Raw genomic sequence first — 14,390 nt, 5'->3', positions numbered from 1 at the left:
CCCTCGCGCCCCCTGTGCACGGTCCGGGCGCGCGGGACCCCCGTCCGGCGTCGGAATCGAAACGGAGCGCGGCATGGCCAGCACCAAAGTGTCCGACCACGTCCTGCAGCGGCTGCGGGAGTGGGACGTCCAGCATGTCTTCGCCTACGCGGGCGACGGCATCAACGGCCTGCTCGCGGCCTGGGGGCGGGCGGACGACCGGCCGAAGTTCGTCCAGGCCCGGCACGAGGAGATGGCCGCGTTCCAGGCCGTGGGCTACGCCAAGTCCTCCGGCAAGGTCGGGGTCTGCGCGGCCACCTCCGGCCCCGGTGCCATCCACCTGCTGAACGGCCTCTACGACGCCAAGCTGGACCACGTGCCGGTGGTGGCCCTGGTCGGGCAGACCAACCGCAGCGCCATGGGCGGCTCGTACCAGCAGGAAGTGGACCTCGCGAACCTGTACAAGGACGTCGCCTCCGCGTTCTGCGAGACGGCCACGGTCCCCGAGCAGCTGCCCAACCTGATCGACCGGGCCTTCCGCACCGCCTACGCCGAGCGCACGGTCACCGCGGTCATCATCCCGGGCGATGTGCAGGAGCTGGACTACAGCCCGCCCACGCACGCCTTCAAGATGGTGCCCTCCAGCCTCGGTCTGGGCCGCTACGCGCCGGTCCCGGACGAGGAGGACGTGCAGCGGGCGGCCGACGTGCTGAACGCCGGCGAGAAGGTCGCCGTGCTGATCGGGCAGGGCGCCCGCGGCGCGCGGGAGGAGGTCGAGCGGCTGGCGGACGTGCTGGGCGCGGGCGTGGCCAAGGCCCTGCTCGGCAAGGACGCCCTGCCCGACGACCTGCCCTACGTCACCGGCTCCATCGGGCTGCTGGGCACGCGGCCCTCGTACGAGCTGATGCAGGAGTGCGACACCCTGCTGATGATCGGCTCCAGTTTCCCCTACACCCAGTTCCTGCCCGAGCTGGACCAGGCACGGGCCGTGCAGATCGACATCGACCCGCACATGATCGGTCTGCGCTACCCCAACGAGGTCAACCTGGTCGGGGACGCCCGCGAGACCCTGCGCCGGCTGCTGCCCAAGCTGCACCGCAAGCAGGACCGCAAGTGGCGGGAGCAGATCGAGAAGAACGTCGCACGCTGGTGGGAGGTCATGCAGCGGCGGGCCGCGGTGAGCGCCGATCCGGTCAACCCGGAGTACGTCGTGCACGCCCTGGACGGCCGGCTCCCCGACGACGCGATCATCTCCGCGGACTCCGGCTCGGCCGCCAACTGGTACGCCCGCCATCTGCGGTTGCGCGGCCGGATGCGCGGTTCCCTCTCCGGCACCCTGGCGACGATGGGCCCGGGTGTGCCGTACTCGATCGGCGCGAAGTTCGCCCACCCGGACCGGCCCGCGATCGCGCTGGTCGGGGACGGGGCGATGCAGATGAACGGCATGATGGAGATGGTGACCGCCGCGAAGTACTGGCGGGAGTGGGCCGATCCGCGGCTGATCGTGGCCGTGCTGAACAACGGCGACCTGAACCAGGTCACCTGGGAGATGCGCGCCATGTCCGGCGCCCCCCAGTTCGAGGAGTCCCAGCACATCCCCGATCTGCCGTACGCGGACATCGCCCGGAACATCGGCCTGGACGGAGTCCGGGTGGAGAAGCCCGAGGAGGTGGAGGCCGCCTGGGACCGGGCCCTCGCCGCCGACCGGCCGTTCGTCATCGACTTCCGCACCGATCCGGCGGTGCCGCCGATCCCGCCGCACGCCTCCCTGGACCAGATCGAGGCCGCCGCCCTCGCGGTCCTCAAGGGCGACAGCGATCGCGGGTCCATGGTGAAGCAGGGGCTCAAGGCCAAGGTGCAGGAGATGCTGCCGGGCAGCCGGCACCGCGACGACCGCCCCGGCGCCGGCGAACAGGACAGCGGCGCCGGGACCCCGTGACCAGGGCGGTGCCGCCGGACCGGGCGCGCCGGGACGGGCCCCGGGTGGAGCGGCTGGCCGTCTCCGTGTACCGGGTCCCCACGGATCTGCCGGGCGGCGACGCCACCCTGAGCTGGGACGCGACGACGCTGGTGCTGGTCGAGGCGGACGCGGAGGGCCGGACGGGGATCGGCTTCACCTACGGCTCCCCGGCCACCGCGTCCGTCGTCGAGCACGAACTGGCCGGTCTCGTCGTGGGGCACGACGCCTTCGCCGTACCCGCCGCCAACGACCGGATGAGCCGGGCCCTGCGCAACGCCGGCCGCCCCGGGATCGCCGCCGGTGCCGTCTCCGCCGTCGACACGGCCCTGTGGGACCTGAAGGCACGCCTGCTGGACCTCCCCCTGGTCCGGCTGCTCGGCGCGGCCCGCGAGGAGGTCGCGGTGTACGGCAGCGGCGGCCTCACGCCGTACGACGACGCACAGCTCGAACGGCAGCTGCGCGGCTGGAGCGAGCAGGGCATCGACCGCGTGAAGATCAAGGTCGCCGAGTCCTGGGGGCGGCGCGAGACCCGCGACCTGCACCGCGTCGCGCTGACCCGGCGGACCGTGGGCGACGCCGCCGAGGTGTACGTCGACGCCAACGGCGGCTACACGCGCAAGCAGGCGGTCCGCATGGCGTCCGCGATGGCCGGCCTCGGCGTCGGCTGGCTGGAGGAGCCGGTCTCCTCCGACGACCTGACCGGGCTGCGCGCGGTCCGCGAGGCCGTCAGCGCCGACGTCGCCGCCGGCGAGTACGGGTACGACCTGCCGTACCTGACGCGGATGGCGGCCTCGGGGGCCGTCGACTGTCTGCAGGCCGACGTCACACGCTGCGGGGGCGTCACGGTCTGGCTCCGCGCGGCGGCCGTGGCCGAGGGTCTCGGGCTGCACATCTCGGGGCACTGCGCCCCGCACCTGCACGCGCACGTCGCCGCGGCCGTGCCCAACACCCGCCATCTGGAGTGGTTCCACGACCACGTCCGCATCGAGAACCTGCTGTTCCACGGCACGCTCGACCCCGGCGGCGGCACCGTGGCCCCCGGCGCCTCCGGCGAGCCCGGCCACGGCCTCACCCTGGACCGGACGGCCGCCGACCGCTTCCGCACCGCATGAACCGCCCCGTCGACCCCGACCCGCGCGCGGACAGCCCGTGGGCGCTGCGCGACTACGCCCTGATCGCGGACGGCGAGCGCGGGGCCCTCGTGGATCCCCGCGGCGGCATCGCGTGGCTGTGCGCGCCGGCCTGGCACGACGACGCCGTCTTCAGCGGTCTCCTGGGCGGCCCTGGCCGGTACGGGGTCCGTCCCGCCGACCGCTGGAACGTGTGGGGCGGCTCCTACGAGGACGGCACGCTCGTCCGGGTCGGCCGATGGGTCACCTCGGACGGGATCGTCACCTGCCGGGAGGCGCTGGCGGCGCCGGCCGGGCCCGGGCGCCTGGTGCTGCTCCGGCAGGTCCGCGCCGTCCGCGGGACCGCCCTCGTCGACGTCGACCTCGACGTGCGCGCCGGGCACGGAAAGCACCCCATGACGCAGGTGCGGCAGGAGGACGCCATCTGGCGGGCCCGGTCCGGCCCGCTGCACGTGCGGTTCTCCGGCGCGCGGGACGCCCGCCCGGACCCGGACGGCGGACTGCGCGCCCGGCTGCGCCTGCCGCAGGGCGAGGCGCGCGACCTCGTCCTGGAGCTGTCCACGGAGCGGCGCGACGACCCTCTCGACGCGGCCTCTCTGTGGAGTTCCACCGAACGCTGGTGGAGCCGGGCCGTGCCTGACTGCGCGGACACCGCAGCGCCTCGCGACACGCGGATGGCGTACGCCGTGCTCAACGGACTGACCAGCACCGCCGGGGGCATGGTCGCCGCGGTCACCACCTCGCTGCCCGAACGTGCCGACACCGGCCGCGACTACGACTACCGGTACGCGTGGGTGCGCGACCAGTGCTACGCCGGTGTCGCGGTCGCCGCGCACGGCCCGCACCCGCTGCTGGAGCGTGCGGTCGGCTTCGTCGCCGACCGCCTTCTGGAGGACGGCGCCGGTCTGCGTCCGGCCTACACGGTGGACGGCGGGCCGCTGCCGCCGGAACGTGAACTGCCGCTCGTCGGCTATCCCGGTGGCGGCGACCGGACCGGCAACCGCGCGGGCCGGCAGTTCCAGCTCGACGTCTTCGGGGAGGCGCTCCAGCTGTTCGCGGCGGCCGCCCGGCACGACGTCCTGGACGCCCGGGCGGCCCGCGCCGCCGCCGTGGCCGCGGACGCCGTGGCGGAGACCTGGACACGGCCGGACGCGGGCCTGTGGGAGCTGGAGGACCGGTGGTGGACCCACTCCCGCCTCTGCTGCGTGGTCGGCCTGCGCGACCTGTCGCGGGAGCTGCGCACCCCGGCTTCGGCGGACTGGGCGCGCCTCGCCGACCGTGTCCTGGCCACCACCCGGTCCCGCTGCCTGCACCCCGACGGCCACTGGCGGCGCGCTGCCGACGACGACGGGCCGGAGGCAGCCCTGCTGCTGCCGCTGGCCCGGGGGGCGGTGCCGTCCGACGACCCGGCCTTCTCCGCGACGCGCGCCCTGGTGGTGCGCCGGCTGGCCGCGGACGGCCATGTGTACCGGTTCCGGCACGGGGACGAGCCGCTGGGTGACGCGGAGGGCGCCTTCCTGCTGTGCGGCTTCACGATGGCGATGGCCGCCCACGCTCAGGGCCGGCACGCGGAGGCGGCGCGGTGGTTCGAGCGGACCCGTTCGGCGTGCGGGCCGGCCGGGCTGTTCGCCGAGGAGTACGACGTGGCACAGCGTCAGCTGCGGGGCAACCTGCCCCAGGCCTTCGTGCACGCCCTGCTGCTGGAGTGCTCGGCGCGGTTCGGCGGCGCGTCGGACGGGGTGCCGTCCGACGGCTGGTGATCGTTATCGGCGCCGGGCGGCGGTGCGGCGCAGGCACCACAGCGCCACAGCGACCGCCGCCGCGCCGGCGGCTCCCGGCCGCAGCAGGGCCCGTGCGCCGGGTGCCTTCGGGCGCTCGGGAACGGCCCGCTCGCCGGTCAGCCCGGCCGCCAGCACCTCCGCGAGGTGCAGCGGCGTACGCCCCACGTCCGCCTGGTCGACCTGGGTACGGCAGCTGAAGCCGTCCGCGAGGACCAGGGTCCCGGCGTCCGCGTCCCGCACGGCGGGCAGCAGTCCCGCCTCGGCGCAGGCCATGGAGACGTCGTAGTGGCCCTTCGTGAAGCCGAAGTCGCCGGCCAGGCCGCAGCAGCCGGCGTCGAGGACGTCGGCGTCGACGCCGGCGCGTTCCAGGATCTCCCGGTCGGCGTCGAAGCCCATGACGGCGTACTGGTGGCAGTGGCGCTGCACCACCGCGCGGGCGTCGACCCTGGGCGGGCGCCAGTCCCCGGCGCGTTCGACGAGCAGTTCCGCCAGGGTGCGCGTCTGCTCGCGCAGCCGGTCCACGTCGGGGTCCTTCGGCAGGAGTTCGGAGGCGTCCGCGCGGAAGACCGCCGTGCAGCTCGGTTCGAGACCCACCACGGGGGTGCCCCGGCGCAGATCGTCACGGAGCACGTCGACGGTGTGCGCGAGGACCCGCCTGGCGATGTCCAGCTGCCCGGTGGAGATCCACGTCAGCCCGCAGCACACCGCCGCCCGCGGCACCTTGACCCGGAAGCCGGCCGCCTCCAGGACCTCCACGGCCGCTTTTCCCACCGCCGGGTGGAAGTGGTCGGTGAAGGTGTCGGGCCACAGGACGACCTCGCCGCGATGCCCTTCGCCACGCGGCCCGCCCCGCTCCCGCCACCAGTCCGTGAAGCGCTGCTCGGCGAAGAGCGGCACGTCGCGTTCCGGGGCGACACCGCCGAGCGCCTTGGCCGCGCGGGCCACCCATGGCACCCGCGTCAGCGCGTTGACGGTGCGCGGCGCGAGGGCCGCCGCCCGTGCGACGGCGGGCAGCCAGCCCATGGAGTAGTGCGCGAGGGGCCGCGGCCGCCGCTTGTAGTGGTGGTGCAGGAACTCCGCCTTGTAGGTGGCCATGTCCACGTTGACGGGGCAGTCCGTCTTGCAGCCCTTGCAGGCGAGGCAGAGGTCGAGCGCGTCGCGCACCTCCGCGGACCGCCAGCCGTCCGTGATCGGGGAGTCGGCGTGGTTGTCGACCATCTCGTACAGCAGCCGGGCCCGGCCGCGGGTGGAGTGCTCCTCCTCGCGGGTGGCCCGGTAGCTGGGGCACATGACGCCGCCCTGGGAGGAGCGGCACTTGCCGACTCCGACGCAGCGGGTGGCGGCCCTGCTGAACCGTCCGTCGTCGTGCGGGTAGGAGAAGGCGGTCTCCGGTTCCCAGGGGAGGTGGTCCGCGCCGAGGCGCAGGTTCTCGTCGAGGCGGTACGGCAGGACGATCTTCCCCGGGTTCATGTGGTTGCCCGGGTCGAACAGGCCCTTCAGCCTCTCGAAGCCCTCGATCAGCTCCGGCCCGAACATCTTGACGAGCAGTTCGCCCCGCGACTGGCCGTCGCCGTGCTCCCCGGACAGCGATCCGCCGTAGGACACGACCAGGTCGGCGGCCCTCTCCACGAAGGCGCGCATCCGGGCGACGCCCTCCTCGGACTCCAGGTCGAAGGGGATGCGGGTGTGGACGCAGCCGTGGCCGAAGTGCCCGTACACGGAGGGGTGCCCGTAGTCGAACTCCTCGTACAGCCGCTTGAGGTCGCGAAGGTAGTCGCCGAGCCGGTCGACGGGGACGGCCGAGTCCTCCCAGCCCTCCCAGGTGTCGGGTTTCCCCGGTACGTGCGCGGTGGCCCCGAGGCCGGACTCGCGGACCTGCCACAGCTCCCGCACGTGCCGTTCGTCGTCGTACCAGGTGTGGTCGACGTCGGCGGGCTTGGCGTCGATCAGCGCGCGTGCCTTGGCGTCGGCGTCCTCGCGGGTGTCGCCGGCGAACTGCACCATCAGATACGCCCGGCCCTCGGGCAGTTCGTCGAGGGCGTCCGTGTTGAGGTGCTTGACCTGCTCGAAGTGGATCAGCTGGTGGTCCACGCCCTCCAGGGCGGCCGGTTCGTGCCGGAGCACCGCCGGCACATGGTCGGCGGCCTGGCAGATGTCCTCGTAGCCGAGCACGACGAGGGCGCTGTGCCGCGGCACGGGCACCAGGTCGAGTTCCGCGCGCAGGACGGTGACGAGCGTGGACTCGGAGCCGGTCAGGAGCCCGGCGACGTCGAAGCCGTGCTCGGGCAGCAGCGAGTCGAGGTTGTAGCCGGACACCCGGCGCGGGATGTCGGGGTAGCGGTCGCGCACCAGGCCCGCGTACCGGTCGCGCAGGGCCACCAGCCCCCGGTACAGGTCGCCTTGCCGGCCCTCGGCGGCGGTCAGCCGCCGGAGTTCGCCGTCGTCGGTCCGTCCCACCCACATGCGTGTGCCGTCGTAGGTGAGGACCTCCAGGCGGTGCAGGTTGTCGACGACCTTGCCGTATGCCTGCGCGGTCGACCCGCACGAGTTGTTGCCGATCATCCCACCGATCGTGCAGTTCGGGTGCGTCGCCGGTTTCGGCCCGTACATGAGCCCGTACCCGGCGAGTTGCCGGTTCAGGTCGTCCAGGACGATGCCCGGCTCGACGACGCAGCGCCGGTGTTCCGGGTCGACCGACAGCAGACGGTTGCCGTACTTGCTCCAGTCCAGGACGACGGCCGTGTTGCAGCACTCGCCCGCCAGACTCGTGCCGCCGCCGCGCGACAGCAGGGGCGCCCCGTGCTCCCGGCACACGGCCACCGCCTCGACGGCCGCCTCCACGGTCCGCGGGACGACCACGCCGATGGGGACCTGCCGGTAGTTGGAGCCGTCCGTGGAGTACGCGGCCCGCGAGCCCGCGTCGAACCGCACTTCCCCGTCGACGCGTTCCGACAGCTCACGTTCCAGAGCGTGTACGTCGGTCTCCGGCTGGGGGCGCCGGACGACGGGAAGGGGCAGGTCCACGGGGTTCATGAACGGCACTCCGCTCTGTCGGCACGGTCGGGCGGCGCGCCGACCGGAACGCCACGCCCGTGTATCCACGCCGGGCACCGGCAAACGGCCGGAGGATTCCCGGGCTTCAGCGCCCGGCACGGCGGCGCAGCAGCGCGTATCCCGCGCCGGCGAGTCCGGCCAGGGCCGCCGTCCTGCCCAGGTGCCGCGAGGCCCAGATCTGCGGGTCGGCGGTGTGGGCCTGGGCGTCGAAGACGCCGTGGGCTCCGTAGTCCCGTTTCTCGTCGGCCGGTTCGAAGAGGTTGCCGTGCCCGCCGGGCTGCGGGTGGGCGTCGGTCTGCTGGGCGTCGAACCCGGTACGGGCCAGATAGCGGTCGAGCAGGCCGGGCACGACGGCGTTGGCCAGCAGCGTGAGTGCCGTGGACGTCCCGACCCAGTACTCACGGCGCTGGGGGTGGTCGGCGGCCCGCAGCACGGCACGGGCCGCGACCTCGGGCTGGTAGATCGGCGGGACCGGCTGGGCGTGGCGGGGCAGGTGGGTGCGCAGCCAGGTGAACTGCGGGGTGTTGACGGCCGGCATCTGCACCATGGTGATCCGCACCGCCGACCTGTCGTGGAGCAGTTCGCAGCGCACGGACTCGGTGAAGCCCTGGATGGCGTGCTTGGCGCCGCAGTACGCGCTCTGCAGGGGGATGCCCCGGTAGGCGAGGGCGGAGCCCACCTGCACCACGGCCCCGCGGTCCCGGGGCACCATGCGATCCAGCGCGGCCCGGGTGCCGTGCACATAGCCGAGGTACGTCGACCTGGTGGCCTGCAGGAATTCCTCCGGGGACAGGGCGTCGAACCTGCCGAAGGCGGCGGTGAAGGCGTTGTTCACCCAGACGTCGACGGGTCCGAACTCCTCGTCGACCCGGCGGGCGGCCGCCTCGACGTGGTCCCACTCGGCCATGTCGGTGACGAGGGGCAGCGCCTCCCCGCCGGCCGCCCGCACGTCGGCCGCGGCCGCCTCCAGGCCCGCGCGTCCCCGGGCGAGCAGGGCGACCCGGTCACCGCGGGCCCCGAACATCCTGGCCGCCGCCCGCCCGATCCCTGCGCTCGCCCCGGTCACCACGACCGTCTGCCGCGCGGTTCCGTCCATCGATCCTCCCAGCCGCGATGCGTACGCCCTGCGTCCCGCGTGGCCGGCACCGGAAGCGGGGCCGGAGCACCTGGGTCGGGTACCCAGGTGCGGCGGGATCGAGCGGGTGCGTCCGTCTCACCGGGAGGACGTGTGGGTGAGCGGACCTCGTGGCTCTCGGACGGGACGCGACCGGTTCAGGACCGCTTGCCCGCCGGCTCCAGGATCGCCACGCACTCCACATGATGCGTCATCGGGAACAGATCGAACGCCCGCAGCGTCCGCACCCGGTACCCCCCGTCCCGGAAGTACGCCAGGTCCCGGGCGAGGGCGGCCGGGTCGCAGGCCACGTAGGCGATGCGGCGGGCGCCCAGGGACGCCAGGTGCTCGACGGTCTTGCGGCCGGCGCCCGCGCGCGGCGGGTCCAGGACGATGAGGTCGACCTCGGTGATGCCGGTGCGGGGCAGGACCGACTCGACCTTGCCCTGCTCGATGCGGACCCGCTCGAAGTCGGCCAGGTTGTGCCGGGCGTCCTCCACCGCGCGCTTGCCGGACTCGATGCCGAGGACCGCGCCGTTGTCACCGAGGCGGTCGGCGAGGGCGCCCGCGAAAAGGCCCACGCCGCAGTACAGGTCCAGGGCCATCTCGCCCTTGCGGGGCAGCAGGCCCTGCATGACGGCCGTCACCAGGGTGTCCGCGGCCTTCGGGTGGACCTGCCAGAAGCCGCCGCTGCCGACGCGGTGCGTACGGCCGTCGGCGCGCTCGCGGACGAAGGGGCGGCCGTGCACCCGGTGCGTGCCGCCGTCCTTCTCGCCGACGCGCATCACCGAGACCGGGCGGTCGAGCTCGACGATCGGGAGGCGCGCTCCCGGCCGGGGCGTCAGGATGACCTGCCGGTCCTGGGAGCCGGTCGCCGCGATGGCCTCCACCGACGCCATGCCGGACCAGTCCCGCTTCTCGATGCCCAGCTCGCTGACGCCCTCGGCGGCGATCATGCAGTGGTCGATCCGCTCCACCTCGTGCGAGCGGTGCCGGCGCAGTCCGGCGTGCCCGTCGGCGTCGACGGCGTACTGCACGCGGGTGCGCCACTGGGGCACCTGTCCGGCGGGCAGCTTGTCGCCCTCGGCCGGCATCACCGTGCCGTCCCAGCCGACGTCCTCCGGGGAGAGCCCGGCGAGCCGCTGGAGCTGCTCGGCGACGACCTCGCCCTTGAGCCGGCGCTGGGCGCCGGGCTTGGCGTGCTGCCAGTCGCAGCCGCCACAGCGGCCGGGGCCGGCGAACGGGCAGGGCGCCTCGATGCGGTCCTTGGACGCGGAGAGGATCTCCACGGCGTCCGCGCGCAGGAAGCGGTCGCCCTCCTCGCCCTCGGTGACCCGGGCCACGACGCGTTCGCCGGGCAGGGTGTGCCGGACGAACAGGACCTGGCCGGCGTCGGTGCGGGCGATGCAGTGCCCGCCGTGGGCGACGGGGCCGATCTCGACCTCGTACTCCTCCCCCACCAGCGACTTCTTCTCTTCTGCCTGCATGGTGGGGTGACTCCAGATCGAGTGGGGGTGAGGGTCCGGGCGCGCGGCTCCCGCCGGGCCCGACAACAGCCCACCAGTCTACGTGCGTCCGCGGGCTCCTCGTCCCGGCCCGGTCACTTCCGGGTCTCGGGCTCCTTCGGCCGCTCCTGCGCCGGTCCGCGCCGCACCGAACCGGGGGCGTTCCACTCGCCGCGCCTGCGGGCGCGCAGCTTGGCCGCCTCGGAGGACTGCAACTGGTAGGGCACCGAGGTGACCATGACGCCGGGGGTGAACAGCAGCCGCCCCTTCAGGCGCAGCGCGCTCTGGTTGTGCAGCAGATGCTCGTACCAGTGGCCGACGACGTACTCGGGGATGATCACGGACACCGCGTCGCGCGGGGACTCCTTGCGCAGCCCCTTCACGTACTCGATGATCGGCCGGGTGATCTCGCGGTAGGGCGAGTCGAGGACCTTCAGCGGTACGTCGATGCCGCGCCGCTCCCACTCCTCGCGCAGCGCCTTGGTCTCGGCCGGGTCGACGTTGACGCTGAGCGCCTCCAGGGTGTCCGAGCGCAGGAGCTTGGCGTAGGCCAGGGCGCGCAGCGCGGGACGGTGGATCTTGGAGACCAGGACGATCGAGTGCACGCGGGACGGCCGTGCGCTGTCGTCACTGGGCTCCTCGGGGGCGGCGAGTTCCGCGGAGACGCGGTCGTAGTGGCGTCGGATCGCGGTCATCGTGCCGTAGAAGATGACCATGCCGAGCAGGGCCACCCAGGCGCCGTGGGTGAACTTGGTGAGGAGGACGACGATGAGCACCAGGCCGGTGAAGAAGGCGCCGAAGGTGTTGATCGCGCGGGAGCGGACCATGTGGCGCCGCTTGGCCTGGTCCTTCTCCGTGGCGAGCAGCCGGTTCCAGTGCCGGACCATGCCGATCTGGCTGAGCGTGAACGACACGAACACGCCGACGATGTACAGCTGGATCAGCCGGGTGGAGTCGGCCCCGTAGACGCAGACGAGGAGGGCGGCGGCGCCGGCGAGGAGGACGATGCCGTTGGAGAAGGCGAGCCGGTCGCCGCGGGTGTGCAGCTGGCGCGGCAGGTAGCGGTCCTGGGCGAGGATCGAGCCGAGCACCGGGAAGCCGTTGTAGGCGGTGTTGGCGGCCAGGAACAGCACGAGGGCGGTGGCGGCGGCGAGCACCACGAAGAAGAAGGTGCCCTTGCCGAAGACGGCCTCGGCGACCTGGGTGATGACCGGGTTCTGGACGTAGCCGGAGCCGACCGCGGCGCCGTCCTTGACCAGGTCGACGGCCGGGTTCTCGGCCATGCGGACCTTGGTGACCATGGCGAGGGCGATGATGCCGCAAAACATGGTGACGGCGAGCAGGCCCATCATCGCGAGCGTGGTCGCGGCGTTCTTCGACTTGGGCTTGCGGAAGGCCGGGACGCCGTTGGAGATCGCCTCGACACCGGTGAGCGCGGCACAGCCGGAGGAGAAGGCGCGCAGCAGCAGGAAGACGAGCGCGAAGCCCGCGAGGCCCTGGTGCTCGGGCTTGATCTCGAACGAGGAGGTGGGTGCCCGCATGGTGTCGCCGAGGACGATCCCGCGGAACGCGCCCCACGCGATCATGAGGAAGACGCCCGCGACGAACACGTACGTCGGGATGGCGAACAGCCCGCCGGACTCCTTCACGCCGCGCAGGTTCATCACGGTGAGCAGCAGGATCACGCCGACCGCGCACTCGACCTTGTGCTCGACGACGAACGGGATCGCGGAGCCGAGGTTCTCGATGCCGGAGGAGATGGACACGGCCACGGTGAGGACGTAGTCGACGAGCAGGGCGCTCGCGACCGTGAGCCCGGCCTTGGGGCCGAGGTTGGTGGTGGCCACCTCGTAGTCGCCGCCGCCGCTCGGGTAGGCGTGGACGTTCTGCCGGTAGGAGGCGACCACCGTGAACATCAGCACGACGACCGCGACGGCGATCCAGGGGCTGAAGTGGTAGGCCGACACACCCGCGATGGAGAGGACCAGCAGCACCTCGCCGGGCGCGTACGCCACGGAGGACAGCGGGTCGGATGCGAACACGGGCAGGGCGATGCGCTTCGGCAGGAGCGTTTCCGCCAGCCGGTCGCTGCGCAGGGCGCGCCCGATGAGGATCCGCTTGGGCACGTCGGTCAGTTTGGACACAACAGAGAATCGTATGCCCACGGCCCGGGGCGGAGCACATCCGGGGGGACTGCCGTGCGCGGCGCACCGCCGTGACCTGCGTCCGCGCCGTCGTCCGGGGCGGCCGGATCCGGACGTTACCTTGGACCGTGGGTGCGCGCGGGACCCCGGCACGGGTGCCGCCGGGCCCACGATGCGAACCGCGGGGGATCATCGGCGGGAAAGCCCGGCATGATGTTGCCCAGCGGTCTGCGACCGGACCGCGCCTGTTGCCCGGCGATTCGAGAGAAGAGATATGAGCGCCACGTTCACGCAAGTCGGACGCCTATCGAGGAGTGCGGGGTAGGACCGTGCACATCGTCATCATGGGTTGCGGCAGGGTGGGCTCCGCTCTGGCGCAGACCCTGGAGCAGCAAGGGCACACGGTCGCAGTGATCGACCAGGACCCCACCGCGTTCCGCCGGCTGGGCCCGGGCTTCGGAGGCCGCCGGGTCACCGGCGTCGGCTTCGACCAGGACACGCTGCGCGAGGCCGGCATCGAGGAGGCGGGCGCCTTCGCGGCCGTCTCCAGCGGGGACAACTCCAACATCATCTCCGCGCGCGTGGCCCGCGAGATGTTCGGCGTGGAGAACGTCGCGGCGCGGATCTACGACCCGCGGCGCGCCGAGGTCTACCAGCGCCTCGGCATCCCGACCGTGGCGACGGTCCGCTGGACGGCCGACCAGATGCTGCGGCGGCTGCTGCCCTCGGGCGCCGAGCCGCTGTGGCGGGACCCTACCGGCGGGGTGCAGCTCGCCGAGGTGCACACCTCCCCGGAGTGGGTGGGTCACAAGATCAGCCGGCTCCAGGAGGAGACGGGCGTGCGGGTGGCGTTCCTGACCCGTCTCGGTGAGGCGATCCTGCCCACCTCGCAGACGGTGCTGCAGGACGGCGACCTGGTGCACGTGATGATGCGCACCGACGAGATCGACAAGGTCGAGGCGGCGTTCGCCAAGGGTCCTGATGAGGAGGGCGGTCACTGATGAGGGTCGCCATTGCCGGTGCCGGTGCGGTGGGCCGCTCCATCGCGGGCGAACTGCTGGAGAACGGGCACGAGGTCCTGCTCGTCGACAAGGCGCCGACCGCCATCTCGGTCGAGCGCGTCCCGCAGGCGGAGTGGCTGCTGGCCGACGCCTGCGAGATCACGTCGCTGGACGAGGCGGCGCTGCAGCGCTGCAACGTGGTGATCGCCGCGACGGGCGACGACAAGGTCAACCTGGTCGTCTCCCTGCTGGCGAAGACGGAGTACGGCGTCCCGCGGGTCGTCGCCCGGGTGAACAACCCGAAGAACGAGTGGCTGTTCAACGAGGCCTGGGGTGTGGACGTGGCGGTCTCCACGCCGCGTCTGATGTCGGCCCTGGTCGAGGAGGCGGTGAGCGTCGGCGACCTGGTGCGTCTGCTGCGCTTCAGCCACGGCGACGCCAACCTCGTGGAGCTGACGCTGCCCGAGGAGTCGGCCCTGGCCGGCACGCAGGTCGGTGACGTGGAGTGGCCTCAGGACACGTCCCTGGTCACGATCATCCGCGGCACCCGGGTGCTGACCCCGTCCCGGGAGGACTCCCTGGAGGCGGGCGACGAGCTCCTCTTCGTGGCCGCGCAGGCGCGTGAGGAGCAGCTGGAGGACCTGCTGTCGGTCCGCCGGGAGGACACGGCCGGCTGACCGGCCACGACTCCTACGACGGCGGAGGGCGCCCCGCGTGTGCGG

9 protein-coding genes are annotated in these 14,390 nt (G+C 73.1%); 5 read left to right on the top strand and 4 right to left on the bottom strand.

What is annotated here, in order from left to right; all coding sequences use genetic code 11:
• Window positions 1-73 precede the first annotated feature (73 nt).
• The 3 genes from ACFV46_RS28460 to ACFV46_RS28450 are packed head-to-tail and all read left to right on the top strand — an operon-like array spanning window position 74 to window position 4,829.
• On the top strand, window positions 74-1,918 hold the full coding sequence (locus ACFV46_RS28460) for a thiamine pyrophosphate-requiring protein (RefSeq protein ID WP_385500358.1): 1,845 nt from the start codon (window positions 74-76) through the stop codon (window positions 1,916-1,918).
• Complete coding sequence (locus tag ACFV46_RS28455) at window positions 1,915-3,051, top strand: enolase C-terminal domain-like protein (protein ID WP_376729011.1); 1,137 nt, start codon at window positions 1,915-1,917, stop codon at window positions 3,049-3,051. The genes ACFV46_RS28460 and ACFV46_RS28455 overlap by 4 nt, the downstream gene beginning before the upstream one ends.
• Complete coding sequence (locus ACFV46_RS28450) at window positions 3,048-4,829, top strand: glycoside hydrolase family 15 protein (RefSeq protein WP_385500356.1); 1,782 nt, start codon at window positions 3,048-3,050, stop codon at window positions 4,827-4,829. The genes ACFV46_RS28455 and ACFV46_RS28450 overlap by 4 nt, the downstream gene beginning before the upstream one ends.
• Before the next feature lie 3 nt (window positions 4,830-4,832).
• On the opposite strand, the gene ACFV46_RS28445 is transcribed toward ACFV46_RS28450, so the two are convergent.
• The 4 genes from ACFV46_RS28445 to ACFV46_RS28430 form a co-directional block, all read right to left on the bottom strand.
• Window positions 4,833-7,883 (bottom strand): FAD-binding and (Fe-S)-binding domain-containing protein, encoded by a 3,051-nt coding sequence (locus ACFV46_RS28445; RefSeq protein WP_385500355.1) that lies wholly within the window; start codon window positions 7,881-7,883, stop codon window positions 4,833-4,835.
• Window positions 7,884-7,989: 106 nt separating this feature from the next.
• Window positions 7,990-9,000, bottom strand: coding sequence for an SDR family oxidoreductase (locus tag ACFV46_RS28440; RefSeq protein ID WP_385500353.1), 1,011 nt, complete (start codon window positions 8,998-9,000; stop codon window positions 7,990-7,992).
• A 176-nt stretch (window positions 9,001-9,176) separates the two neighbouring features.
• Window positions 9,177-10,505: a class I SAM-dependent RNA methyltransferase gene (locus tag ACFV46_RS28435; RefSeq protein WP_385500351.1), complete on the bottom strand. Its 1,329-nt coding sequence runs from the start codon at window positions 10,503-10,505 to the stop codon at window positions 9,177-9,179.
• A gap of 113 nt (window positions 10,506-10,618) precedes the next feature.
• Entirely contained in the window at window positions 10,619-12,667 is a 2,049-nt protein-coding gene (locus tag ACFV46_RS28430) for an APC family permease (RefSeq protein ID WP_361927580.1), read from the bottom strand.
• Window positions 12,668-12,996: 329 nt separating this feature from the next.
• On the opposite strand from ACFV46_RS28430, the gene ACFV46_RS28425 reads away from it, so the two are divergent.
• Complete coding sequence (locus tag ACFV46_RS28425; protein ID WP_361927577.1) at window positions 12,997-13,668, top strand: TrkA family potassium uptake protein; 672 nt, start codon at window positions 12,997-12,999, stop codon at window positions 13,666-13,668.
• Complete coding sequence (locus ACFV46_RS28420; protein ID WP_151786317.1) at window positions 13,668-14,345, top strand: TrkA family potassium uptake protein; 678 nt, start codon at window positions 13,668-13,670, stop codon at window positions 14,343-14,345. Before ACFV46_RS28425 ends, ACFV46_RS28420 begins: the two co-directional genes overlap by 1 nt.
• The last annotated feature ends 45 nt before the right edge of the window (window positions 14,346-14,390 follow it).

It is taken from the genome of Streptomyces sp. NPDC059852 (genome assembly GCF_042731455.1).
Lineage (GTDB): Bacteria > Actinomycetota > Actinomycetes > Streptomycetales > Streptomycetaceae > Streptomyces.
Note: the sequence above shows the minus strand (reverse complement) of the source record. Positions and strands in the feature narration are given on the sequence as shown.

Coding starts and splice junctions, on each gene's coding strand:
- ACFV46_RS28460 (WP_385500358.1), top strand. CDS start 74: ATGGCCAGCACCAAAGTGTCCGACCACGTCCTGCAGCGGCTGCGGGAG.
- ACFV46_RS28450 (WP_385500356.1), top strand. CDS start 3,048: ATGAACCGCCCCGTCGACCCCGACCCGCGCGCGGACAGCCCGTGGGCG.
- ACFV46_RS28445 (WP_385500355.1), bottom strand. CDS start 7,883: ATGAACCCCGTGGACCTGCCCCTTCCCGTCGTCCGGCGCCCCCAGCCG.
- ACFV46_RS28440 (WP_385500353.1), bottom strand. CDS start 9,000: ATGGACGGAACCGCGCGGCAGACGGTCGTGGTGACCGGGGCGAGCGCA.
- ACFV46_RS28435 (WP_385500351.1), bottom strand. CDS start 10,505: ATGCAGGCAGAAGAGAAGAAGTCGCTGGTGGGGGAGGAGTACGAGGTC.
- ACFV46_RS28420 (WP_151786317.1), top strand. CDS start 13,668: ATGAGGGTCGCCATTGCCGGTGCCGGTGCGGTGGGCCGCTCCATCGCG.